This window comes from Xanthobacter autotrophicus ATCC 700552 (assembly GCF_043194565.1).
GTDB classification, from domain to species: Bacteria; Pseudomonadota; Alphaproteobacteria; order Rhizobiales; family Xanthobacteraceae; genus Xanthobacter; species Xanthobacter autotrophicus_F.
Window position 1 is genome coordinate 201,467 of the sequence record NZ_JBAFVS010000002.1, and the last position, 21,506, is coordinate 222,972.

General features: G+C 67.6%; 24 protein-coding genes and 1 tRNA gene. 4 read left to right on the forward strand and 21 right to left on the reverse strand.

What is annotated here, in order from left to right; translation table 11 throughout:
- The first annotated feature begins 42 nt into the window (after window positions 1-42).
- A complete protein-coding gene (locus V5F48_RS02825) occupies window positions 43-1,671 on the forward strand; it encodes an ArnT family glycosyltransferase (RefSeq protein WP_394039858.1) in 1,629 nt (542 codons plus the stop codon).
- Window positions 1,672-1,844: 173 nt separating this feature from the next.
- On the opposite strand, the gene V5F48_RS02830 is transcribed toward V5F48_RS02825, so the two are convergent.
- The 5 genes from V5F48_RS02830 to V5F48_RS02850 all read right to left on the reverse strand — a co-directional run bounded on the left by V5F48_RS02830 (window position 1,845) and on the right by V5F48_RS02850 (window position 8,802).
- A complete protein-coding gene (locus tag V5F48_RS02830; protein WP_394039860.1) occupies window positions 1,845-3,305 on the reverse strand; it encodes an esterase-like activity of phytase family protein in 1,461 nt (486 codons plus the stop codon).
- A gap of 105 nt (window positions 3,306-3,410) precedes the next feature.
- Window positions 3,411-4,406 carry a zinc transporter ZntB gene (locus V5F48_RS02835; RefSeq protein WP_394039862.1) on the reverse strand — a complete coding sequence of 332 codons (996 nt, stop codon included), beginning with the start codon at window positions 4,404-4,406 and terminating at the stop codon, window positions 3,411-3,413.
- Window positions 4,407-4,557: 151 nt separating this feature from the next.
- Window positions 4,558-6,009 carry a M20/M25/M40 family metallo-hydrolase gene (locus tag V5F48_RS02840; protein WP_394039864.1) on the reverse strand — a complete coding sequence of 484 codons (1,452 nt, stop codon included), beginning with the start codon at window positions 6,007-6,009 and terminating at the stop codon, window positions 4,558-4,560.
- 374 nt (window positions 6,010-6,383) lie between these two features.
- Window positions 6,384-6,818 carry an ANTAR domain-containing protein gene (locus tag V5F48_RS02845; protein ID WP_394039866.1) on the reverse strand — a complete coding sequence of 145 codons (435 nt, stop codon included), beginning with the start codon at window positions 6,816-6,818 and terminating at the stop codon, window positions 6,384-6,386.
- Window positions 6,819-7,023: 205 nt separating this feature from the next.
- Complete coding sequence (locus tag V5F48_RS02850) at window positions 7,024-8,802, reverse strand: helicase HerA-like C-terminal domain-containing protein (protein WP_394039868.1); 1,779 nt, start codon at window positions 8,800-8,802, stop codon at window positions 7,024-7,026.
- Window positions 8,803-9,052: 250 nt separating this feature from the next.
- Between V5F48_RS02850 and V5F48_RS02855 the strand changes: the two genes are divergently transcribed.
- The 3 genes from V5F48_RS02855 (at window position 9,053) to V5F48_RS02865 (ending at window position 10,263) form a co-directional block, all read left to right on the forward strand.
- Window positions 9,053-9,433: a hypothetical protein gene (locus V5F48_RS02855; protein WP_394039870.1), complete on the forward strand. Its 381-nt coding sequence runs from the start codon at window positions 9,053-9,055 to the stop codon at window positions 9,431-9,433.
- An 81-nt stretch (window positions 9,434-9,514) separates the two neighbouring features.
- Window positions 9,515-9,922 carry a DUF4332 domain-containing protein gene (locus V5F48_RS02860; protein ID WP_394039872.1) on the forward strand — a complete coding sequence of 136 codons (408 nt, stop codon included), beginning with the start codon at window positions 9,515-9,517 and terminating at the stop codon, window positions 9,920-9,922.
- Between the two features lie 265 nt (window positions 9,923-10,187).
- Window positions 10,188-10,263: transfer RNA gene (locus V5F48_RS02865), tRNA-Thr, on the forward strand.
- 184 nt (window positions 10,264-10,447) lie between these two features.
- Here the strand turns inward: V5F48_RS02865 and V5F48_RS02870 are convergent.
- From V5F48_RS02870 to V5F48_RS02945, 16 genes are all read right to left on the reverse strand, one after another.
- A complete protein-coding gene (locus V5F48_RS02870) occupies window positions 10,448-12,814 on the reverse strand; it encodes a phage tail tape measure protein (RefSeq protein ID WP_394039874.1) in 2,367 nt (788 codons plus the stop codon).
- Window positions 12,814-14,418, reverse strand: a complete 1,605-nt coding sequence (locus V5F48_RS02875) for a terminase large subunit (RefSeq protein ID WP_394039876.1) — start codon at window positions 14,416-14,418, stop codon at window positions 12,814-12,816. Before V5F48_RS02875 ends, V5F48_RS02870 begins: the two co-directional genes overlap by 1 nt.
- The gene (locus V5F48_RS02880) at window positions 14,415-14,822 is read right to left on the reverse strand and encodes a phage terminase small subunit P27 family (protein ID WP_394039878.1); all 408 of its coding nucleotides are present in this window, start codon (window positions 14,820-14,822) and stop codon (window positions 14,415-14,417) included. The genes V5F48_RS02875 and V5F48_RS02880 overlap by 4 nt, the downstream gene beginning before the upstream one ends.
- Window positions 14,819-15,139, reverse strand: coding sequence for a phage head closure protein (locus V5F48_RS02885; protein WP_394039880.1), 321 nt, complete (start codon window positions 15,137-15,139; stop codon window positions 14,819-14,821). Before V5F48_RS02885 ends, V5F48_RS02880 begins: the two co-directional genes overlap by 4 nt.
- Window positions 15,136-15,543, reverse strand: coding sequence for a DUF3168 domain-containing protein (locus V5F48_RS02890; RefSeq protein WP_394039882.1), 408 nt, complete (start codon window positions 15,541-15,543; stop codon window positions 15,136-15,138). Before V5F48_RS02890 ends, V5F48_RS02885 begins: the two co-directional genes overlap by 4 nt.
- Window positions 15,543-16,034 (reverse strand): hypothetical protein, encoded by a 492-nt coding sequence (locus V5F48_RS02895; RefSeq protein ID WP_394039884.1) that lies wholly within the window; start codon window positions 16,032-16,034, stop codon window positions 15,543-15,545. Before V5F48_RS02895 ends, V5F48_RS02890 begins: the two co-directional genes overlap by 1 nt.
- A gap of 10 nt (window positions 16,035-16,044) precedes the next feature.
- On the reverse strand, window positions 16,045-16,281 hold the full coding sequence (locus V5F48_RS02900) for a hypothetical protein (protein ID WP_394039886.1): 237 nt from the start codon (window positions 16,279-16,281) through the stop codon (window positions 16,045-16,047).
- Window positions 16,278-16,616 carry a hypothetical protein gene (locus V5F48_RS02905; protein ID WP_394039888.1) on the reverse strand — a complete coding sequence of 113 codons (339 nt, stop codon included), beginning with the start codon at window positions 16,614-16,616 and terminating at the stop codon, window positions 16,278-16,280. The genes V5F48_RS02900 and V5F48_RS02905 overlap by 4 nt, the downstream gene beginning before the upstream one ends.
- Window positions 16,617-16,619: 3 nt before the next feature.
- Complete coding sequence (locus tag V5F48_RS02910; protein WP_394039890.1) at window positions 16,620-17,078, reverse strand: HK97-gp10 family putative phage morphogenesis protein; 459 nt, start codon at window positions 17,076-17,078, stop codon at window positions 16,620-16,622.
- Window positions 17,075-17,380 carry a head-tail connector protein gene (locus V5F48_RS02915; protein WP_394039892.1) on the reverse strand — a complete coding sequence of 102 codons (306 nt, stop codon included), beginning with the start codon at window positions 17,378-17,380 and terminating at the stop codon, window positions 17,075-17,077. The genes V5F48_RS02910 and V5F48_RS02915 overlap by 4 nt, the downstream gene beginning before the upstream one ends.
- On the reverse strand, window positions 17,377-17,640 hold the full coding sequence (locus tag V5F48_RS02920) for an HNH endonuclease signature motif containing protein (RefSeq protein ID WP_394039894.1): 264 nt from the start codon (window positions 17,638-17,640) through the stop codon (window positions 17,377-17,379). The genes V5F48_RS02915 and V5F48_RS02920 overlap by 4 nt, the downstream gene beginning before the upstream one ends.
- 77 nt (window positions 17,641-17,717) lie before the next feature.
- Window positions 17,718-17,987 (reverse strand): spike base protein, RCAP_Rcc01079 family, encoded by a 270-nt coding sequence (locus tag V5F48_RS02925; protein WP_394039896.1) that lies wholly within the window; start codon window positions 17,985-17,987, stop codon window positions 17,718-17,720.
- A gap of 217 nt (window positions 17,988-18,204) precedes the next feature.
- Window positions 18,205-18,591 carry a hypothetical protein gene (locus V5F48_RS02930; protein WP_394039898.1) on the reverse strand — a complete coding sequence of 129 codons (387 nt, stop codon included), beginning with the start codon at window positions 18,589-18,591 and terminating at the stop codon, window positions 18,205-18,207.
- A gap of 12 nt (window positions 18,592-18,603) precedes the next feature.
- The gene (locus V5F48_RS02935) at window positions 18,604-19,788 is read right to left on the reverse strand and encodes a phage major capsid protein (protein ID WP_394039900.1); all 1,185 of its coding nucleotides are present in this window, start codon (window positions 19,786-19,788) and stop codon (window positions 18,604-18,606) included.
- A 2-nt stretch (window positions 19,789-19,790) separates the two neighbouring features.
- A complete protein-coding gene (locus tag V5F48_RS02940) occupies window positions 19,791-20,294 on the reverse strand; it encodes an HK97 family phage prohead protease (RefSeq protein ID WP_394039902.1) in 504 nt (167 codons plus the stop codon).
- The gene (locus tag V5F48_RS02945) at window positions 20,294-21,490 is read right to left on the reverse strand and encodes a phage portal protein (RefSeq protein ID WP_394039904.1); all 1,197 of its coding nucleotides are present in this window, start codon (window positions 21,488-21,490) and stop codon (window positions 20,294-20,296) included. Before V5F48_RS02945 ends, V5F48_RS02940 begins: the two co-directional genes overlap by 1 nt.
- Window positions 21,491-21,506 lie beyond the last annotated feature (16 nt).

Here is a 21,506-nt window from a genome sequence, read left to right on the forward strand (position 1 = left end):
TGTGCACGGGAAGAATTGGTCGTCCGTCGGGGTTCTCCTTTCATGCCGTTCCTAGAGATCGATCGTCGGCCAGGCGCGGTTGCGGATGCCTGTGCCGTCATTCTGCTTGCGGCCGTAACCGTCATCGCCGCCCTCACCTTCTCCGATTACGGGCTCGGCTGGGATGACTTCACCCATTCCCAGTACGGCGACCTGCTGTACAATTACTTTTCATCCGGATTGACGCAGCGGAAGGTCTTTTCCTTCGTCAATCTGTATTATTACGGCGGCGGCTTCGACCTGCTCGCCGCCTCCCTCGCCAAGGCCATGCCCTTCGTGGACGTGTTCGACATCCGCCGCCTTTTGGGCGCTCTGGTGGGCATCGGCGGCTTCTTCATCGTCTGGCGCGTCGGGCGCCGCCTCGCCGGCCCGTGGGGCGGGTTCGCCGCCATGGCGCTGCTGATGATCTGCCCGCTGTTCTACGGGCACATCTTCATGAACGTGAAGGACGCGCCCTTCGCCGTGGCCGTCGCCGGCGTGCTCTACGCGACGGTGCGGGCGTTCGACGAATTCCCCAATCCCTCCCCGCGCACGGTGACCCTGTTCGGCCTGTCCCTTGGCCTTGCCATCGGCACCCGGGTGATGGGGCTCATGTGCGGCGTCTACATCCTTGCCGCCATCGGCTTCCTGGCCATCACGGAAGCCCGCCATCTGGGCCTGAAGCTGGCGCTGAAGCGCAGCCTCGGCTTTACCGCCCTCCTCGCCCTCGGCCTGCCGCTCGCCTATTTCGTGCTGGGCATCCTGTGGCCCTGGGGCGTGGCGGAACCGCTCAACCCGCTGGTTGCGCTGAAGTATTATTCCAACTTCTGGGAAGTGCCCTGGCGCGAGATGTTCGAGGGACGGCCGATCCTCGTGCCGGACATGCCGCGCTCCTATGTGCCCACCCTGTTCTCGGTGCAGATGCCGGAACTGTTCCTCGGCCTCGCCCTGGCCGGTGCGGCGGGAGCCGTGATGTCCGCCCTGTTCGGCCATGACACGCCGGCACGGCGCGCGCGGCTGGTGCTCGTCGTCACCGCCGCCTTCTTCCCGGTGCTGCTCACGGTGACGGCCCGGCCGGTGGTCTATAACGGCATCCGGCACTTCGTGTTCGTGACGCCGGCCCTGGCCCTGCTCGGTGGCGTCGCCGCCGGCTGGCTGTGGGACAAGGCGCAGCGCCTGCCGCGCCTCGCCCAGGGCGCCGTGGCCGCCGCCTTCCTGGTGGGCCTCGCCATGCCGGCAGCCGCCTTCCGCAACCTGCATCCTTATGAATACACCTACTACAACCATCTGGCGGGTGGCATTCAGGGCGCCGACAGCAAGTTCATGCTCGACTATTGGGGCCTCGCCTTCAAGCAGGCGACCGAAGAGCTTGACGAATATGTGGAGCAGCACCGCCGGTCCCTGCCGCAGGGCCGCAAGCTGAGGGTGGCGGTCTGCGGACCCTACTTCGCCGCCGCCGCCGAGCTGGGGCCGCGCTACGAAACCACCTATGACAGCCGCAACGCGGACTTCTATTTGCGCCTCGGCGAGTTCTACTGCGCCGACGTAAAGGCGCCGACACTGGTCAAGATCGAACGGGAAGGCGTCACCTACGCCACCGTCTTTGACGTGCGCGGCCGGCCCTTTCCCAGCGTGTTCGCCGCCGGGCAGTAATACCATCGGCCCCGGTCGTTGACCGATGCCGAGTGGGTCCGCTCAAGCGCCGCGCGGGCTTGATCCCCGCAGCCCCCAATGAAAAGAAGGCCGGGCACTTGCGTGCCCGGCCTTTTCGTTACGCGCCGTCGTCCGGCCTTCCGAGGTGGAGATACCCCGGACGGCAGATGGCCTCAGTTGCCCTTCAGCAGGTCCGGCACGGAGAGGAGGACGAACTCGTTGTCGTCATTCTTCTGCGGGCTGCGCCCGGCGGAGTACGGCAGGTTGTTGTCGTTGCCCACCACGATCTCGGTGGGGCTCACCACCACCACGTTCTCGATGGTGAAGAACGGCATGTCGAGCACACCCTCGGTGCCGCCCTGCCGCGCCTTGCCGTTGGGGTCCTTGATGGCGAGCAGGTCGATATAGCCCACCTTGCGCACCAGTTGGCCGGCGGTCTCGGGCGAGAACTCCACCTTGTAGACGCGCTTGAACTTCGCCGGCTTGTCGAAGCAGGTAGGCTCCACCTTGCCCTCGGCGCAGGCCTTGAAGCGCGAGCCTTCGAGGCTGTCGCGCTCGATGATGAGGCCGTGGGTGTCGTCGATCATGTTGAAGTCGCCGATGGCGTTGCCGGCGACGGCCAGCGGATATTTCCAGGACCGGCCGGTCCAGTCGCGCTTGGTGATATCGAACTCGACGATGCGCAGCACTTCGCTCTCGCCCACCTTCTCCTTGCCGCCGGTGGCCGCATCGAACAGCGGGCCTTCGAGCAGGGCATAGAGCTTGGTCTTGTCGGGGGAGAGGGCCATGCCCTCGAAGCCCTTGGAGCGATAGACGTTGAACGCCGCCTTGCCGTCCGGCGCGGAGGGGGTGCTGACCGCCGGATGATCGGGCGAGCGCGCCACCTTGCCGTCCACCTTGGTCTCGAACACGGCCTTCACCTTGCCGGCAAGGTCGGTCTCGATGAGGAAGGGGCCGAACTCCTCGCCGAACCAGATGCTGTCGCCGGCCACCTGGATCGATTCGAGGTCGAAGTCGGCGCCGGTGAGATAGCGCTTTTCGGTGCCCTCCATGACGATGGGATAGGGCACCTTCTTGTCCGGGTCGTGCAGGAAGATGGTGGCGACGCGCTCGATCTTGCCGTCCTTGAAATCCATCTTCAGGCGGTGGGCCATGAGCATGGCGTCGGGCGAGTTGGCCTTGGAGCCGAAGCCGTTGTCGGTGAGCACCCAGAACCGGCCATCGCCTTCCGCGACGATGCCGGAGAAGCCCTGCACCGGCTGGCCTTCGAACGGCAGGGACAGGCCGGTCTCGCGCGGGGCGGCCTTGTCGGAGAGGACGCTCACGCCCTTCACGCTGCCCACCTGGTCGATGCGCTTGCGGTCGGCATTGGTGAACTTGCCGGAGGTCTTCAGATCGGCGGGCGCGTCCGCCGGCGCGGCCACGAAGGTGGCGGCGGGCAGCACCGCCTGTCCCACCAGCACCGCCGGATGGGCGGTTCCTTCCGCCGAGGCAGCCTTGTCGGAGGTCGCCTTGTCGGAGGTCGCCTTGTCGGAGGCAGCCTTGTCCTGGGCGAAGACCGGCGTGGCCAGGGCGACGCCGGCGAGCAGCGCGAGGGCAAGCGATTTCAGGGGAAACGATTTCAGGGTGCGCATGGGGAAAACCTCCCGAGGGTCCGATGCACACACCACCTGCCGCTCAAGCGTTGACGGCCCGGCGACAGGCCGACGACACTTCCGTAACGTTCGCCTATCGGTGCCTCAGATCCACTTCAGCTTCCGGAACAGCCACAGCAGGACAAAGCCCAGCACCAGCATGGCGATGGCCAGCGCCCAGAAGGCCTCGGGATCGGTGTTGCCGGGAATGCCGCCCACATTCATGCCGAACATGCCGGAAATCAGCGTCATGGGCGCGAACACCACGGTCACCACCGCGAGCACGAGCATGGACTTGTTCATCTGCTCGGCGCGGGTATCCACCATCTGCTCGCGGATGATGCCGGCCCGCTCGCGCACGCTGTCCAGTTCCTCGGCGAAGCGCGTCACCCGGTCGGCGGCATCGCGCAGGCGGTTCCTGTCCTTCGGCCCCATCCAGGGGTCGTCCTCCAGGGCGAAATGGTTGAGCGCCTCGCGCTGGGGGGAGATGTGACGGCGCAGCTTGACGGCGACGCGGCGCAGGACGGCGATCTTCGGCAGCATCTCGGAGGCGACGATGGACAGCACGGTGTCCTCCAACTCGTCGGCCTCGTCGATGAGCTTGTCCACCACGGCGTCCACCCGCTCAACGAGGCGCGTGGACAGGTCGGCCACGAACTCCCCCTGCGAGCGCGGGCAGCGGCCACGGGTGAGCGCATCCTCGAAATCGGCGATGGCGGACAGGAAATCGTGCTGCACCGAGAGCACGCGCTGCTCATCCACCCACAGATGCACGGTGATCAGCTCTTCCGGCAGGGCATTGCGCTGCAGGTTGATGCCGCGCAGGGAGAGCAGCGAGCCCTCCGTAAAAATGGCGCACCGCGGCCGGCAATCTCCTTCGGCGATGCACTCCACCACCGAGGGATCGAGGCCGCTCTCCCGCCGCAGCCAGGTCTGCGGCGCGTACTCCAGATAGCGGAAATGCAGCCAGATGAAGCCGCCGTTGGGCGCCGGCTCGGCCAGCGCCTTATCGAGCGGCAGACGGGTTGCCCCGCCCCGACCGTCGAATAGCCATGCCGAGAGCAGGCCCTCGGCATCGGTTTTGAGCGCAGGGCGTTCCATGGGGGCGTCCTCTGGGCGTCTGGAGGCTACGTCTGGCGCATGCTGGCGGGCGTTCCGCCGAACTGGCCCGGCCTTCCTCGCACGATTGCGCGCCGCACAAAAGTGGGCGCGCAACGTCAGGTGCAAGAGATCGCGCCGGTGGCGCCGGCCCTCAGGCGAGGGCGTCGAGGATGCGGACCCAGCTCCGGGTGCCCTTGTGGAACGACGAGAGGTCGTACTTCTCGTTGGGCGAATGCACCCGGTCGTCGTCGAGCCCGAAGCCGATGAGCAGGGTATCCACCCCCAAAAGCTCCTTGAACTGGCCCACCACGGGGATGGACCCGCCCGAGCCGATGGTGACCGGGGCGATGCCCCATTCCGCTTCCAGCGCCCCGGCGGCGCGGGAAAGGTCCGGGCTCTCCGGCGGCACGAGGAAGGCGCGCGCCCCCTCGCCCCAGGAGAAGACGGCCTCGCAATCCGCCGGCACCCGCGCGGCGACGAAGGCCTCGAAGCCGGCGCGGATCTTCTCCGGGTCCTGGTCCGCCACCAGCCGGAACGAGATCTTCGCGGTGGCCCGCGCGGGAATGATGGTCTTGGTGCCGGCCCCGGTATAGCCGCCGAATATGCCATTCACCTCGAAGGTGGGCCGCGACTGGATCTGCTCGATGACGAGGCGGTCGCCCTCGCCCGCCGCCACGCCGAGGCCCACCGGCTTCAGGAAGGCTTCCGCGGTGAGGCCGAGGCTCTCCCAGCGCTGGCGCACCTCGCCGGGCATCTCCCGCACCTCGTCGTAGAAGCCCGGCAGCGTGACCCGGCCCGAGGCGTCATGAGCTTCGGCGATGAGGCTCGCAAGCACATGGATGGGGTTGCGCGCCGCCCCGCCGAACAGGCCGGAATGCAGGTCCCGGTCCGCGCCCACGATGGTCAATTCGGTGTGGAGGATGCCGCGCAGCGCCGTGGTGATGGACGGGGTCCTGGGGTCCCACATGCCGGTGTCGCAGACCAGGGCGAGGTCGGCGGACAGATCCGAGGCATGGGCGGCGAGGAAGGCGGGCAGGTTGGGCGAGCCGCACTCCTCCTCCCCTTCGAGCAGCACGGTGACATCCACCGGCGCCCCGTTGCCGGCCGTCTTGAACGCGCGCAGGGCTTCCAGGAAGGTCAGCACCTGCCCCTTGTCGTCGCAGGCGCCGCGGGCGACGATGGTCTTGCGGCCGTCCGGCGTCACGCCGAGGCGCGGCTCGAACGGCGGCGTCTCCCACAGGTCGAGCGGGTCCACCGGCTGCACGTCGTAATGGCCGTAGAACAGCACGCGCCGGGGGGCGCCCGTGTCGGTGCGCGCGACCACCACCGGATGGCCCGGCGTCGGATGCACCGCAGCCGTGAAGCCGAGCGCCCGCAATTCCCCCGCGACCCAATCCGCCGCCTGCGCGCAGGCCGCCGTGTGAGCGGGATCGGTGGAGATGGAGGCGATCCTCAGGAAGTCGAACAGCCGCGCGAGCGCGGCATCGAGCCCGTCGTCCACCGCCTTCAGCGTCGCGCCAAGGCGCGTCGTTTCGAGGGGTGTCGCACCAGGGCGCGTTACGTCGAGGGATGTTCCCTCTTGCGTTTCAGGGCGTTCCGCCATGTGGACCTCCGTCGCGCGGGCCATGCCCGGCCCGGAATCGCGACGGATGCTGGCTTTCTCCCGCACGTCTGGCAAGTCGCCCAAGATAAAGGGACGCCGGGATGAAGGGACGCCGGGATGGAGCCGGCCAAGGGGTTGCCGAGATTCGGAGCACCAACGGCCCGTGCCCATTGCCCGCCGCGCGACTCCCACGCGGTGGGCAATGCGCAGGTACCAGCCGGACTTCTGTCCGGCCGGCCCAAGCATTCCATTCCCAAGTATTCCATTGTCGGCGAGACGATGTCGCCGGACGCAGTTTCATCCGGCAGCCGACAAGCCCGGCAGCAGACAGCCGGCCAACAGGTCAACCGGACGAAATGTCAGCCGGGCAGAGGTCAGCCAGCGCTGACGAGGTCCGCTGTCGGCTGTCCGACGGTGGCCGGAGCCGGACGCGCCAGCCGGCGCGCACGCTGCATCACCGAGCCGATTCGCCGGTAGAGCAACCGCGGCGTGAGCGGTGCGCCAAGCGCGGCGTCGTAGCCGGCACGGCTCGCGGCCCGAACGAGAAGCTGGGCCGGAACTTCCGCGATGAGCACGGCAGGAATGCCGGCACCGAAGCGGAAGGGATTGGCAGGAGCATCCTCCGGATCATCCACCTGAACGACGAGCACGTCGGCCGATCCCAGAACAGCGGGATCAGTCACTTCGTCGAGCACAGCGGCCTCCCGCACCGATCCAACGCCAAGCGCGGTCAGGGCAGCTTTGGTCGCAAGGCGACGATCCATATGAGAATCAACCAGAAGAATACGGGCGATCGGCAACACCTTCATGAGGCGCTCCAAGTCGAGGTGCGCCTGAGGTGAATCCGCCTGAAGGGCAGGGCTCTGGCGCACGCGTTGAGCATCTCCCCAGTGCGACCCCGCAATCCCACTGGAATACCATGATTATACCGCTCTGCCGAAGCCGACGCAATAGAATACGTTTTCGTGATCCAAGATCGGCATAAAGTGTCGCTCAAATCCCACGACGGCGACCTCAGCGACGGATGGAACCGAGGATGCCGCGCAGGATGGCCCGGCCGAGCCCCGAGGCCACGGTTCGCGCCACCTGCTTCACCACGACTTCGGTGGTGGTCATGCGGGTGCTGGTCCGGCCGCCACCGCGCGCCGTGCCGGCGGGCGCCCGGCCGGCGGACGGGCCGGTGCCCAGCACGCTGTCGAGCATCCCGCCGAGAAAGCCGCTGTCGGAAGCCGCCGCCTCCTGCGGGACGGCCTTCTCCTCCATGCGCTTCTGCAGCATCTCGAACGCCGATTCGCGATCGATGGGCGCATCATAGATGTGCCCCACCGGACTCCTGGCCATGAGGGCCGCGCGCTCCTCCACGCTGAGCGGGCCGATGCGGCCGGACGGTGGGCGGATGAGGGTGCGCTCGACCATGGACGGCACGCCGTTGCCCTCCAGCATGGACACGAGGGCCTCGCCCTTGCCCAGTTCCATGATGACCTGGGCCGTGTCGAGATCGGGGTTGGGCCGGAAGGTCTCGGCCGCCGCCTTCACCGCCTTCTGGTCGCGCGGGGTGAAGGCGCGCAGGGCGTGCTGGACCCGGTTGCCGAGCTGGGCGAGCACGCTTTCGGGAATGTCCAGCGGGTTCTGGGAGACGAAATAGACGCCCACGCCCTTGGAGCGGATCAGGCGCACCACCTGTTCCACCTTGTCGAGCAGGGCCTTGGGCGCCTCATCGAACAACAGGTGCGCCTCGTCGAAGAAGAAGACCAGCTTCGGCTTGTCCGGATCGCCCACCTCGGGGAGTTCCTCGAACAGCTCGGAGAGGAGCCACAGCAGGAAACAGGCATAAAGCCGCGGCGCGCCCATCAGCTTGTCGGCGGCGAGGATCGAGATGGTGCCATAGCCCGAGCGATCTACCCGCATCAGGTCGGCGATGTTCAACGCCGGCTCGCCGAAGAACTTGTCCGCCCCCTGATTCTCCAGCACCAGAAGCTGGCGCTGGATGGCCCCGACGCTCTGCGCGGAGACGTTGCCATACTGCGCGGTGAGGGTGGCCGCGCTCCCGGCGACCTCGGCGAGCATGGCCCTGAGGTCCTTGAGGTCGAGGATCGGCAGCCCCTGCTCGTCGGCCAGCCGGAACGCAATGTTGAGCACGCCTTCCTGGGTGTCGTTGAGACCCATGAGCCGCGCCAGCAGCAGCGGCCCCATCTCCGACACGGTGGCGCGGATGGGGTGGCCCTGCTCGCCGAACAGGTCCCAGAAGATCACCGGGAAGCTGTCGGGCTCGTAGGTGAGGCCCACCTCCTGCGCCCGCTCGACCAGGAAATCCCTGGGCTCGCCCATGGCAGCCACGCCGGAGAGGTCGCCCTTGATGTCGGCGGCGAACACCGGCACCCCGGCCCGCGAAAACCCTTCGGCCAGAACCTGCAGCGTCACCGTCTTGCCGGTGCCGGTGGCGCCGGTCACCAGGCCGTGGCGGTTGGCGAGGCGCAGGGTCAGGTATTCATCCTTGGCGCTGGTGCCCGCCTTCGCCGCTTCGCTGCGGCCAAGGAAGCTGCGTCCCACCAGGATGCGGCCGTCGCCGTCGTCCTGCGCCGCCGGACCCCAGGGATTGGGGTTGGAATTGGGATTGGGATTGGGATTGGAAGCGGCTGTGGCACTGGCCTTGGCGCCGGGTTTGGCCCTGGGCTTCGGCGGGGCCGGTTCCGCGGATGCCGGGGCCACCGCGTCCGCCGCCGATGCCATGCCTGTTTTCGGGCCTGTTTTCGGGCCGGTGGCGGGTGGGCGGGTGGAAGGGGTGCGTGCCATTCGGTGCTCCTCGGCGCGATCCGCGCAGCGACGCATGCAACAGCGACGAATCGCCGGATGCATCCGGTCTCCTCGATCCGGAGTTTTCGCCCGCCTCTGCAAGACGGGCAAGCAAATTGCGCCAATTGCCTCAGGCGTCCCCTGCCCTGCATCCAGCCGGCCCACCGGCCCTTGCGCACCGGCTCGGGCGCCTGCAATGTGCCGCCCCGCCTGCCGGGCGATGCGGCACATTGCAGGCGAAGGAGCGGACATGGACGATCTGGTCGCATACCTTCGGACGCGCCTCGACCTGGACGAGGCCACGGCGCGCGCGGTGGTGGTCATCGTCATCCAGTTTCTCGGCAAGGAGGCGCCCGCCGACCTGCTCGCGCCGCTGTTCGCGGTGCACCCCTGGGCGCAGGCGCTGACCGCCGAGGCCCCCGAGGTGGACGCGACCGAGCCTTCCGAGCGCCATTTCGGCGGCATGGCTCGCCTGATGCTGGTGGCGGACCGGATGATGGCCCATGGCCTCACCATGGCCCAGGTGCAGTTCGCCGTGCACGAGATCGTGGCCTTCGCCCGCACGACAGTGGGCGAAGAGCCGGTGAATCGCCTGGTGCGTGCCGTCCCCGGCCTCCGGCAGGTGGTCTGACAGGCAGTGATTGACTCGGCCGCAGGTTGTGGCGTGATCTTGCCTGCCGGCACATAAGCCGGCCGCGATGAGGGGAAACGCATGTCCTATCCGATTATCGACATCGAGGGCATCGGGGCAGTGTTCGCGGAGAAGCTGAAGGGCGCCGGCATCACCACCACGGACGCGCTGCTCGAAAAGGCCAAGTCGCCCAAGGGGCGCAAGGAACTGGCTGCCGCCACCGGGATCGACGAGAGCCGCATCCTGAAATGGGCCAACATGGCCGACCTGATGCGCATCAAGGGCGTGGGCGAGGAATATTCCGAGCTTCTGGAAGCCGCCGGCGTGGACACCGTAAAAGAGCTGAAGACCCGCGTCCCGGCCAACCTCACCAAGGCCATGGCCGACGTGAACGCCCAGAAGAAGCTGGTGCGCGCCTTGCCCACCGAAAGCATGGTGGAGAAGTGGGTGGCCCAGGCCAAGGACCTGCCGGCGGTCCTCACCTATTGACGGCTCCGCCGCTCCGGCCCGGCCCGCCGGAGCCTGTCTCTGCACCGTGCCCGCCGGGATGGCCCTCGCCCCCGGCGGCGCCTGCGCACCGAGGACGCACGCAAGCAAGGACGCACGCAAGCGAGGGCCGATGCGCATGCCGTCCGCGAACGGGATGGCGGCGCAATTTCCAGCCCGCGCGGGTCCCATTGGCGCGCGTCCCGCCCCGGCCCGCACAGAGGGGGCCTTGAAAACGTCCCGCCCTACCCGTAAAGAGTGCCTCCGTGCCGCGGTAGCTCAGCTGGTAGAGCAACGCATTCGTAATGCGTGGGTCGGAGGTTCGAATCCTCTCCGCGGCACCATAAAATCAAAGACTTAGCTTTAGTTTTTGCCCTCCCCAAAACCCTCATGTAAGCACAGTGTCAGCAAAAGCAGCCGTCGCGCAATGGTGGCACGTTTTCGAGCCGAACACCCGGCAGGACCGAATCCGCCGCGTGCAGATTGGGATTGATCCAACGTCCGGCATGCAGCCCCCGCACCGCTCCCCTACACCCCCCGCATAGGGTTGAGCCCGAACCGCCCGCGCATGGCGCCAGCTACCGGCCCCATCTCCCGCATGTCTTTCACGAGTTCGGCCTTCACCAACCGCATCAGATCCACGTTGCTCTGCGCCAGCACGCGCTTCATCTCTTCGGCGTCGGCCTGCGAGCCACCACCTGACGTGCTGATGTTATAGGTGGGGGCGACACTTACGTTGTTCGTCCGGGGCGCGAACACGCTGTTGCCGGCGATGCGGGACATGTCGGGCATGCGCACGTCCACCGGTATGCGCCGGCCGTCCGGCAAGGGCACCGCCGCCTCGGGGCCGGCCTCGCCGAAGATCGCGGCCTTGCGCGACACGCCGCCGCTCGCGAAGCGCTTCAGCCGGCGAGGCCCCTGCGGTGTCATCACGCCGCCGTCCGCGAAGCCGAAGGCGCTCCCGGCGCTCTTCACGATCGTGCCGATGGCGCCCCCGCCGCCGTTGCCGAACGGCCCCTCGCCGAGGAGAACCGACTTCAGCAGGAGGTCGGCCAGGAGCTTCAGGCTGTCCTTGAGCACGTCGTTCCAGATCTTCGTCCCCTCCACGAGCCCCATGATGGAGCTGGTGGCGAGGTTGCCAAGATCGCCCTGAAGCTCCCGCAGGCGCTCCTGCGAGGCCCGCGTCTTTTCGATGGCGCCTGTCACGTCGCCGTACCGGGCCGCGAGCTGCTGAAGCTGCGCCACCTGTTCGGGCAAGAGCTTGAGGTTGTGTTCCTGCGCCGTCGCCAGGGCCTGCTGGATGAACTTGTATTCGGCCGCCGCCTGCGTCGTCATGCCGAGGGCGTTGCGTTCCACCTCCATGTCGCGCACCCGCTGTGCCGACGCCGTCGCCAGGTCCTTGTAGCCGTAAGTTGCCGTGCTGATCGACGCATCGGGCGCAGGAGACGGCGCCGAGGTCGGCGCGTCGCTCACCCTCCCCTTCAGTTCATCAAGGCGCTGCTGCGCCAGATCCACCGTCTTGATGTACCCTTCCAGCGCGGCCGTCATTTCCGCCGTGTTGGTGGTGGGCATCTTGGCGCCGTACTTGCCGGCCCAGCCGCCCACCTTCTGGTTCGCGGCGGCGGCCCGCGCGTATTCCAGCTCTGCCTTGGCGTCGGCGAGCGCCTTCTCGGCATTCTCGACGTGCTGGTCGCCCAGCGCCTTCAGCGCCGCCTCAGCGCCGGGCACGCGCGCCTTCACCTCGGAGATGGCCTTGTCGAGGCTCGACATGGCCTCCTTGTGCGCGTCGGTCGCAACCTTCGCTTGATCCTGCCGAAGGGCGAGCGCCGCGATGGTTCCCACGATCGCCATGATGGCGACACCCCACGGGCCGCCGGCCAGGCGCAGCGCCGCGGCGAGGCCGGCCGATGCGAGCGCCGCCGCCCGCGATCCCGCCGCCACCGCCAGGATGGTGGCGTTCAACGCCGTCATCTGGATGCCCGTCGCCACGGCCGCCGGCGCCGCAGCGCCGAGGGATGCCACCAGCGGCCCGAGCACCACGCCTGCGCCCACCGCGCCGAATGCCGCGGCGATGCCGAGAAGCTCCGCCTTGTAGTCCTCCAGCGCCCTGGCGCCCTCCAGCACCCCGGACTTGAGCGCCACCTCGATCCGCAGGGCGAGCGTGTCGAACTCCTTCGCCACCTTCTTGGCCTCTGCGGCAAGGTCGTCCGAGAGGATGACGCCGAGCGCGCGTGCCTCTTCCCGCGCCCTGCCGATAGCTCCCTCGCCCTGTTCCATGAGCCGCACGAACTGCTCGCCGCCGGTACCGCCGAAGATTTCATCGGCAATGCGGATCTGGCCCGCCTTGCTGAAGCCCTTCATCTTGTCGATGATTTCTTCGAACAGGGCGGCAGGATCGGCGAGCTTCGTCTTCAGGTCGGCGGCGGTGTAGCCGAGCCGCTTGAAGGCTTCCACGCTGGAGCCGGCGCCGGTGCGGATGAATTCGTCGGCGCGAAGCTGCATCTCCTTCAGGCCGTCGGTGAGGGCATCCACCCCAACGCGGGCTTGCTCGGTGGCGTACTTCAGCTCCTGGAAGGACGCGAACGAAACGCCCGCCTTTTGCGCCTCGGCTGCCAGGTCCGCCACGGAGGTGGCAGCGCTCTTCAGTGTGGTGATGATGCCGGCGAGGCCGCCGCCGGCGATAATGCCCGCCCCGCCGAGGGTGCTGAACGCCGACGCGATGGAGGCTCCGGCGCCGGAGAAGGCAGCTTGCAGGTTCCCCGCCGAGGCCTGCGCCCGTTTTTCGATGGCGGTGAACTTGGCGTTCGCCGTCTTCTGCGCCCGCTCGAAGTTCTTTTCGAAATCGCGGACGCGCGCCTCAAGGGCGACGACAAGGCGTTCGTCTTCTCCAGCCATCACAGCCACCTCAATAGGTCGTTGGTGAAATCATCGCTCTCGAAGGCCGAGCCGCCAGCCTCGCCCGCCGCGGCCCTGGCGACGGCCATGGCGCAGGCCACTGCCCCGTCGATCCGGTCCCGACTTTTGCCCTTGTGGAACATGCGATTGCCTGCCGCGTCCGTGTGCACCGCGATGTTCTCGAAGTTCCAGCGCAACACCGGGTGGGCCCCATGGCGGAAGCGCCGTCCGACAATGGCCCGCTCCAGTTCCTTCACCGCCGGCGCCATGGTCACCCACCCCTGCCGCATCGGCATGGCGGGCAAGCCATCCTCGAGAAGGTTGTTAAGCGTGTTCCGCGCCATGTGCGGATCGAACACGATCTCCTGCACCCGGAGGCGCCCGCACAGGTCGCGGATGGTGTCCTCCACCCTCCGGAAGTCCACCACATTGCCGCGGGTGGGCGTGATGAAGCCGCGTTCAGCCCAGACGGGATAGGGCACGCCATCGCGTTCGGCCCGGCCCCGCAGGTTGTCCTCCGGGCAGAAGAACCAAGGGTGGACCACGTAGCCGTCGCCTCCATCGCGCCACGCGGCCACAACGCACGTCAGGTCCCCGTTGGAGGACAGGTCCACCGCGAGCCAGCATGGCTCCCCCTCCAGGGCAGCGATATCCACAGGCGCGGCCCCTTCGTCGTACACATCCATGTCCACGAAAGGGTCGGCGGAGTGGTCCAGCCAAACGTTGAGGTTGAGCTGGCGGAACGCCTCGCGGTCACCGGGCCGACGCGCACCCTCCCGCGCGAGCTGGCGCAGGCCCTCGATATCGGGATAGCCGTGGGCGAGGCCTGGGTTCACCCTGCGCCACACAGCTTCGTCCTGCCAGCCCTCGCCCTTGCCCGCCTCGAAGAGGATAGGCAGGATCGACGGATCATCCACCTCGCCGCCGGCCACCCTGCGGGCATCCTCCACGATCTCCCACGCGATATTCTCCTGCCCGCGCCCGGCCGTGGTCGCGACGATCAGGAGCGAACCGACAGTCTTCACTAGACCAGATTTCAGGACGTCCCACAGGTCGCGCTTCTTCCATGCGTGCAGCTCGTCGGCGATCACGAGGGCCGGCGTTCGGCCGTGCTGGGTTCCCGCATCGCACGAGATGGCCTCGTAGAAGGAGCGCCGCCGCAGGTTCACCACCCGGTTCTTGTACTCCTGCGCGCTGGTGATCGCCGAGAGGGCCGGCACCACATTGATGATGCCCATGGCCTCATCGAGGGCGATGCGCGCTTGCTTCCGGTCAGAAGCCGCCGAGATGACCTCACCCCCGTTCACGCGCTCCGGCCCATAGGTGTGCAACAGCGCGAGGGCAGCGCACAGGGAGGTCTTGCGGTTCCCGCGCGGCAGCAGCAGCACGACCGTCTTCACCACGCGGCTGCCGTCCAGCCGGCGCGGCCCGTAGATGCGCCGCACAATGCGCTCCTGCCAAGGATCAAGCTGAAACGCACCGCCCGGCAAACGGCTCTTCGGATGCCTCAGCGCACGCAACCAGCGCACCGCCGCCTCACCCCTGCCATCCGGGTCCGGAATGTCCGATCCGTCGTAGATCCACGAGGGGAACGTGCCAGTCATAGGTCGAACAGCCCCGCCTGCCCCTCTTCGCCGCTGCTCTTGATCGTCGGACGACCACGGCTCGCCGGGGTGAGGCCAAGTTCCGCCGCCATCTGCCGCGCCTGCGTCATGCCGTCCGAGCGGATGGCAATGGCAGGATGACGCTTCGGCCCGCTGGGGCCGTTGAATGTCAGCCCCTCCTTTTCAAGGATACGGTTCGCCTCGGCGACCTGGCCAATGGCAACGCAGTAGTTCGCGAAGATCTCCAGGTCGGTGACCGTGATGGTGCGGCGCTCGTTGAGGAGGATCGGCAGCACGCGCACCCAAACACCCCGGGCGTCCTCGGACATCCATTCCGGCGGCTCTGGCACAACCTCAGTCGACGCTCCGGCAAACGGCAAGATCTCCGCCTTGCTCCCCTTCATTGCACGCCTCCCGCCACGGTGCGGATCTCCAGCCCCTTCCGGCGGCCCAGTTCCTTCACCTCCTTGATGTCGTGGGCGACGCCCTCGAAGAGCACACGATCGCGCACCGTCACACCGGCGAGGAAGCGGGTGCGGAAGATCACCACCGCATCGCCCTGGAGGCCGGCGCCCTGCAGGAACTCGGTGGTGCTCGCCTGGAACAGCGCGGCACGGAGCGTCGCCACCTCCGCCCACGTGGTGGAGACCTCGCCGAAGTCGTCCCGCGCCTCGGTGGCGCGCTGGATCGTGATCATGCGATCGAGCGTGCCCGCCCTCATGGCGCGACCTCCGCGAGGCAATCGACCGTGACGATGCCGTGGGCCGTCTCGCCGTCCGGATCTCGGAGGAAGCGGGCGTCACGGACCACCGTCGAGATGGCGCGATGCCCGCTTTCCAGCTGGATCGGCAGGTGCTCCACCGCCGCCGTCACGGCGCCGGCGATGGCCCGCGCCGCCGGCATGCTCTTCGTCCACACGTGCAGCGTCGCATAAATGCGGCGGTGGTCGCCGGTGAGCGCGAGCGGCTCCCGCACCACCTGTCCCTCGCCCACGACGATGGAGGGAAAGCGCTGCGGCAAACCGTGGCCGTCCACCATGGCGCTGCTCGGCACCAGCGCCGTCACGTCGGGCGTGGCGGCGAGGCGCGCGAGCAGCGCTTTCTGCAGGGCGAGGTCCGGGCTCATCAGGTCGCCGAGGCGTGGACCACGACCACGTTGGAGTTGATCTCCAGCGTCGAGGAGAGCTTGAGGATGCTGTTCGCGTCGTCCAGCGCTTCGGAAGCGCTCATCACCAGGGCGGTGAAGTAGCGCAGCGAATTCTTCGGCGCGGCGCCGGTGGCGGGCTTGTCGTTGAACTCGATCTTGAAGGCGTAGGAGCCCTTCGCAACAGCAGCCGCACGCAGCGCGAGCTGCCCCGCATCGGCATAGTCGGAGCCCATCACGACTTCCATGGAACCCGCGTTCGCGACACCCTTCCGCTTTTGGGTGCGGGCGATGCCAATGACGTCGAAGGTGGAGACCTCGGCGTTGTCACCCAGAGCGCCGATGCTTTCGACGGGCGTGATTTCCGTCCAGGTCTGCGAGGTGAAGTCCGCCGCGACAAGGTCGGCCCCGTTGGCCGGCTCCTTCGCAGCACCGATATAGATCTTCGATCCACTGACTCCATAGATAGACATCTGTTCTTCCTCAGGTTCGATTTGCTTGAGCGATGGTTCCAAACACTGCGTCGAAGGCCATGGGTGTCAGGTCTGCGACGGGCTTCTCTTTTTCCGCCCCGCCGAAGATCGCCTTCAGCATGTCGATGCGGCCTTCCATGGCGGCCTCGATCTGGGGGATGGGGGTGGCCAGGGCCACCGCCGGGGGCCAGCCGAGCCAGCCGGTGGCGTACCGGAAGAGCGACGCGAAGAATTCCGCGTGGCTCACCCGGCGAAAGGGGTGCCGGGCTTCTCCACCTCGCCTTCGTCCTTGGGCGGCCGCCCGCCGTTGGCGAGGATGAAGACGAAGCGCGCCAGGCGCGGCATGAGGTCGAGAACGCCGGCCTCGAACACCTGCTGCGCCGTCGCGTCCTGTTCGCTCTCGCGCCGGCCAAGGCCGAAGCGGACCACGTCCACGGCGGCGATGAGGTCGAGAGATTCGATCTTGGCGAGCAGCGCGCCGAAGCTCTCATGCCGCTGGCACAGCGCCATCGCGGCGCCGAGGCTGGGCACCAGCGTGGCGGGCTGGCCGCCGATGGTGATTTCAACGTGTCCTTCGAGCATGTCTTACCTCGCGCTCTTCACGGCCTTGCCCACTGCCCGCTTGATGCGGTTGGCGAGCTTCTTCCTGTTCAGGCGGAAGGCGGGCCAGAAGAACGGCTGCGCCTCGGTGCCGGGATGGTGGGTGCCGGCGAACTCGCCGCGGTTCTCATGGGGGGCGGTGCCGTATTCCACCAGGTGGGCGTAGCGAACGGCGGTGTTGCCCACCGTCACCAGCACCTGATTTTCCGGCACCACCTGCGCGCCGCCGGGCTGGGAGTAGGGCGGCGTCGGGTTGCCGGCGGTCGTCACCGCGATGCTCTCGATCAGGTCGCCGCTGTCGCGCGCCCGCTCGGCGAGGTGCGCCACGTCCTTCGCCAGATCGTCCCCGGCCTTCTTCAAGGCGGGCTGCACCGCTTCCCGTGCCGCCTTCGGAATTGCCTTCAGGCGCCGGTTGAGGCTGGCGAGGCCGTTGTTCGTCGTCATCCGAACGCCCACTTCCGGTGCGGGTTGATGAGGTCGAACAAGCCCATCGGGATTTCGCTCACGATGTTGCCGATGTTGACGGTCTCCCGGTTCTCGTAGAGGTGGCCGGCATAGAGCTTCAGGGCGTGCACCAGGCCGGCGGGCATGGCGCCTGCGATGTCGTCCAGCGGGCCACACCAGCTCTCGACGTAGCCGCGCGCGGTCTCCAGCATGCCGGTGAGCAGCGCGTCGTCATCGTCGGTGGTGACATTGAGGTGCGCCTTCAGGTCCGCCAGCGAGACGATGGATAGGGTGTTGGTCAAGGCGCAGCCCTCCGCTCGCGGCTCTGCTTCCAGCGGTCATGGCAGGTGCGGCAGAGCGCCTGCCAGTTGGAGCGGTCCCAGAAGAGCTTCCTGTCGCCGCGATGGGGCACCTTGTGATCCACCACCGTGGCCGGGTTGCCGCACCGGACGCACCGGGGATGGGTCTTCAGATAGGCCGCGCGCTCCACGTCCCACTTCGAGGTGTAGCCGCGCTCCCGCGCGGAGGGCCGGCGCTCGTCGGCAACAGCTTTGCGCGCCATGGAAGTGCTGCAGCGCCGGCCGGCGGGGACGATGCTCCCGCATCCGCAGCCGCAAATGCGGGGGCCAAGAACCGGCATCAGTAGAGCGCCACGATGGCGCCGGCAGTGGTGCCGAGGCAAAGGCGCCGGACGCGGATGGGCAGGAACGTGCCGGATGCAACATTCTGGAAGATCACGGCATAGTCATCGTCGTCATCGGCGCCGATGACGAGAACGTCGCCCGCGAGACCAACATAAAGGCCAATGGGCAAGTCGTCGAAATCCCGGTCGGAAGGCTCGATAGATTCGAATGCACGAGCAGGGTCGAGCACCGAGCGCTTAATACTGTCGAAATAGTCAATTGGCATCTCAATCCTCCAGCACCCCCAATCATTTAGCGGGCGGAGCCTCATCCCGAGGCCCCGCCCGTGAGCCCTTGGCGGTTGAGGATATGCAACCGATGGTGCTCGCGACCTTGCCACCTTGACCCTCCCATTCCCCGCGCAGCGGTGGGCGCCAGGGAGGTGGCTTCTCGTTGTCGGACCGGCCGCCGTTGGCCCTCAAATGATGGCGCCCCAAGCTTGGTCAGGCGACCGGCTTTGCCACCGCTTCGCCCTTCAACAGGACGGCGCCCGCCGCAATGGAGGTGCCGCCGTTCTTCGTGATGACGGCGCGCAGGTAGCGCTTGAAGCCGCGATAGCCGATATTCACCACGCTGTCGGCCGCAAGGCTCGCCGGGAAGGTGCCGTGCAGATCCGCCGCCGCCACGTCGGTGAAGTCGCCGGACGTGGTCGTGTCGCTCTCCTGGAGCTTCGCGGTGAAGTCGCCGGCGCCGACGATGGCTCCGGTGCTCACCACCAGCATGGCGCTGTTGAAGCCGAAGAGGTCGAGGGCCGCGCCGGTGGTGGTCGCGGCGAGAACGGCGGGGCTGATCGCCAGCACCACGCCGAGGTTGTTCTTCAGGTCACGCATGGTTCAACCTCCTCAGCTCGCGCTGATCAGCAGCTTCTTGAGCGCGTCGGGGCGCACGACGGCGCCGCCGACACGGCGGGTGGCGTGGATGCGCGTGATGCCCTCGGTCGCGCGGATGTAGGGGTTCACGAGAACCGAGAAGTCCACGCGGTCCACGATCCGGTAACCGCTGTCGAAGTCGCCGAAGATCACGGGGAATGCGCCGGCCTCGGTGTCGGGCATGTCCACGGCTTCGACCACGGGGCGGCCGAGAATGGTCTCGGGCAAACCGGCGGAGAAGGCGTTCTGCCAGAGGTAATTGCCGTTCGAGTCCTTCAGCAGCCGGACCTTGTTCAGGGTGCCGCTGTTCATCACCCACACGCCGCGCTGCCGGTAGAACTGCGGCAGCGAGTGCATGAGGGTGATCAGGCCATCGCCGGTCACGTTGACGGCGTGGCCGGAGGGAACCGAACCAATCCGAGTGTCGCGCAAGAAGCCGTGCGGCTCCAGCACGCCATCACCGGTCAAGAAGGCGGAGCCCTCCTTCTTGCCGAAGTCCTCGGCGAGTGCGAGCCGCACCTCGGCTTCGGCGCGGCCGCCGCTGTCGGCGAGAAGCTGGTTCGAGATGTCCACAAAGGTGTTCAGCTCGCGCACCTGCACTTCGACCTGTCCGAAGTTGGGCTCGGAGGCTTCGGAGGTCTGCGTCTCGCCTTTCCACTTCGCGTTCGTCACGTTGGTGCGGGTGGGATAGGTGACGCTCGCCGCCCCCGTGGTGCGGACGCCCGCGATGGTGCGGATCGGCGAGAACTCCACCAGGTCGCGCATGAACTCGGCGCTCAGCTCGGTGGGGGCCAGATAGCCGCCCTGCGGGTCGCTGGAGACGGTGAGCGTCTTCAGCTCGTCCGCCGGCGCGGCGTTTCCGAGGCGCAGGTAAGTGCCGAAGGCCTTGCGCTCGACGCTGGGCTCATCGGTCTTCTTCTCGCCGGAGCCCGGGCGGTTGAGCTTCGCCTCGATCTTGTCCAGGCGCTCCACCAGCTTGTCGGCGCCCTTGGTCTCGGGCTCCGGCTTGGCGCCGGCCTGCGCCGCTTCGACCTTCTCCAGGCGGCCGATAACCTCGCCCTTGAAGGCGTCGATGGCGGCGGTGACGACGGTCACCGGATCGTCGCCCTCGCCCTTGTATTCGATGGCGCCAGCGGGCGCCGCGGTGTGGTTGAGCATGTTCACCTCTTGCTGATCGCCGAAGCGGCGCGATGGAGAACCCCGGCGATGGCGAGCGCCGCCGTGGCAGTTTTGGCGCTGGTCACCCGCGCGCCGGGATGCATGGGAATGGAGACCAGCGAGCACTCGACCAGTTCGAGCGCCGTGATGGTCCGGCCGCCACCCTTGCGCGGCGCGGCCTTCCGGGTAACGAAGCCGATGGAGAGGCCGCCCACGGCGCCGGAGAGCACCAGGGCGCGGACCTCGCGGGCGCGGGCCACCTCATCCACCAGGAGATTGCCCTTCAGCCGGAGGCCGTCCGAGCCTTCGGTGGCGGCGGTCCACACGCCCACGGGGTCATTCGGGTCGTGGCCGAACAGCATGGGCAGCGGCAGGCGGGCGCCGGCGAAGGCGCCCTTTTCGATCACGTCGCCCACGCGATCCGGGGTGCCAAAGGGCCAGGCGAGGCCTTCGATGGCGCCGGCCTCGTCCACCAGGATCTTGGTTTCGAGGAAGAGCCGTTCCATCAAGCGCCCCCGTCCTGCGGCGCTGCGGCGCCCGGCTGGCTGTTGCCGGTGTTGGGATTGGCGAAGGCGTCGCCGCCCTCGTAGCTGGGCAGGCCTTCCCATTCGCGGACCTCGTTCGGGTTCACGACACGGGAGGCGATGAGGCTGGAATAGGCGGTGGCGCGCGCGCCGAGGTCGGCGCGCGTCAGGTCGTCGCGCTCGAAGTGCACCCGGTGGGTGGGGTATTCCTCGGCACTGAACAGGGCGATGCGCAGGGCTCCTTCGAGGGCGCGAAGCCATGGCTCCAGCGTGTAGGTGAGGAACTCACGGCCCATCTGTTCACTATTGGACCAGGTGGCTCGCTCCAGGTCGTAGAGCATCTGCGGCGGCACGCGGAAGGCGCGGGCGATCTGGAGGATCTGGAAGCCGGTCAGCTCGATGAACTGGCTGTCCACCGAGGAAAGCACGAGCTGCTTGTAGTCGGCGCCAGCGTCGAGGAATGCGGTGTTCCCCGTGTTCTGGCTGGCGAGCATCATTTTGAATGCGAGGGCAGCGTTCTGGATCGCGAGCGGGGTCATGCGCTCCTTGAAGCTCACCATGCCTGCCGGGCGCGAGCCGTTGCTGAAGAGCTTCCCGGCATGCCGCTCCAGGGTGACCGATAGCCCAATGCTCTCCCGCGCCAGCGACACAGGCGAGCGGCCGAAGGGGCTGCGGAGGTGGATGATGTCCGCAGCCGGTAGCTCGCGGCCGTTGAGGAAGTATTGATAGGCGCCGGTGCCGTCCTCATGTCGCTGCGCCGTCAGGTGCGCGGGGTCGTAGGCGATCAGCTCTACCGGCCGGCCGGACACGCGGTTCACCCATGCGAGGCCGCCGTTGTCGTAAATCAGGGCCGCCGCCACGATGTCACGGACGAACTCGAAGCCAGGTGTCCAGTCGTTCACACGGTCCCGCAGGAGGCCGGCCACCGGATGGTCGGACGCCTCCACCTCGGTCTCGCCCGCGCGGCGCATCACCTTTACGTCGAGGGTGGCCACGGCTTCGCTGATCGCGCGGACGGCGCAGCTCACCGCCGGAACCGAGAGGGCCGTGTTCGGCCCGACGTTCACACCGGCGGCGGTGGGGGCTGAAACGCCGAAGAGCGCCATGAGGTCGCTGTCCGGGGAGGCGAGCGACTTGCGTTCAGCAACAGAAAAGGCACGGCGGATCAGCTTGAGCATGCACGAAATATATATG

Bases quoted from the DNA above. Each gene is read 5' to 3' on its own strand.
- V5F48_RS02845 (WP_394039866.1), bottom strand. From the start codon at position 6,818: ATGAAGGTGTTGCCGATCGCCCGTATTCTTCTGGTTGATTCTCATATG.
- V5F48_RS02905 (WP_394039888.1), bottom strand. From the start codon at position 16,616: ATGCTCGAAGGACACGTTGAAATCACCATCGGCGGCCAGCCCGCCACG.
- V5F48_RS02940 (WP_394039902.1), bottom strand. From the start codon at position 20,294: ATGGAACGGCTCTTCCTCGAAACCAAGATCCTGGTGGACGAGGCCGGC.
- V5F48_RS02825 (WP_394039858.1), top strand. From the start codon at position 43: ATGCCGTTCCTAGAGATCGATCGTCGGCCAGGCGCGGTTGCGGATGCC.
- V5F48_RS02855 (WP_394039870.1), top strand. From the start codon at position 9,053: ATGGACGATCTGGTCGCATACCTTCGGACGCGCCTCGACCTGGACGAG.
- V5F48_RS02840 (WP_394039864.1), bottom strand. From the start codon at position 6,009: ATGGCGGAACGCCCTGAAACGCAAGAGGGAACATCCCTCGACGTAACG.
- V5F48_RS02890 (WP_394039882.1), bottom strand. From the start codon at position 15,543: ATGAGCCCGGACCTCGCCCTGCAGAAAGCGCTGCTCGCGCGCCTCGCC.
- V5F48_RS02925 (WP_394039896.1), bottom strand. From the start codon at position 17,987: ATGCCAATTGACTATTTCGACAGTATTAAGCGCTCGGTGCTCGACCCT.
- V5F48_RS02870 (WP_394039874.1), bottom strand. From the start codon at position 12,814: ATGGCTGGAGAAGACGAACGCCTTGTCGTCGCCCTTGAGGCGCGCGTC.
- V5F48_RS02910 (WP_394039890.1), bottom strand. From the start codon at position 17,078: ATGACGACGAACAACGGCCTCGCCAGCCTCAACCGGCGCCTGAAGGCA.
- V5F48_RS02885 (WP_394039880.1), bottom strand. From the start codon at position 15,139: ATGAGGGCGGGCACGCTCGATCGCATGATCACGATCCAGCGCGCCACC.
- V5F48_RS02930 (WP_394039898.1), bottom strand. From the start codon at position 18,591: ATGCGTGACCTGAAGAACAACCTCGGCGTGGTGCTGGCGATCAGCCCC.
- V5F48_RS02920 (WP_394039894.1), bottom strand. From the start codon at position 17,640: ATGGCGCGCAAAGCTGTTGCCGACGAGCGCCGGCCCTCCGCGCGGGAG.
- V5F48_RS02945 (WP_394039904.1), bottom strand. From the start codon at position 21,490: ATGCTCAAGCTGATCCGCCGTGCCTTTTCTGTTGCTGAACGCAAGTCG.
- V5F48_RS02875 (WP_394039876.1), bottom strand. From the start codon at position 14,418: ATGACTGGCACGTTCCCCTCGTGGATCTACGACGGATCGGACATTCCG.
- V5F48_RS02850 (WP_394039868.1), bottom strand. From the start codon at position 8,802: ATGGCACGCACCCCTTCCACCCGCCCACCCGCCACCGGCCCGAAAACA.
- V5F48_RS02830 (WP_394039860.1), bottom strand. From the start codon at position 3,305: ATGCGCACCCTGAAATCGTTTCCCCTGAAATCGCTTGCCCTCGCGCTG.
- V5F48_RS02860 (WP_394039872.1), top strand. From the start codon at position 9,515: ATGTCCTATCCGATTATCGACATCGAGGGCATCGGGGCAGTGTTCGCG.
- V5F48_RS02935 (WP_394039900.1), bottom strand. From the start codon at position 19,788: ATGCTCAACCACACCGCGGCGCCCGCTGGCGCCATCGAATACAAGGGC.
- V5F48_RS02835 (WP_394039862.1), bottom strand. From the start codon at position 4,406: ATGGAACGCCCTGCGCTCAAAACCGATGCCGAGGGCCTGCTCTCGGCA.
- V5F48_RS02880 (WP_394039878.1), bottom strand. From the start codon at position 14,822: ATGAAGGGGAGCAAGGCGGAGATCTTGCCGTTTGCCGGAGCGTCGACT.
- V5F48_RS02895 (WP_394039884.1), bottom strand. From the start codon at position 16,034: ATGTCTATCTATGGAGTCAGTGGATCGAAGATCTATATCGGTGCTGCG.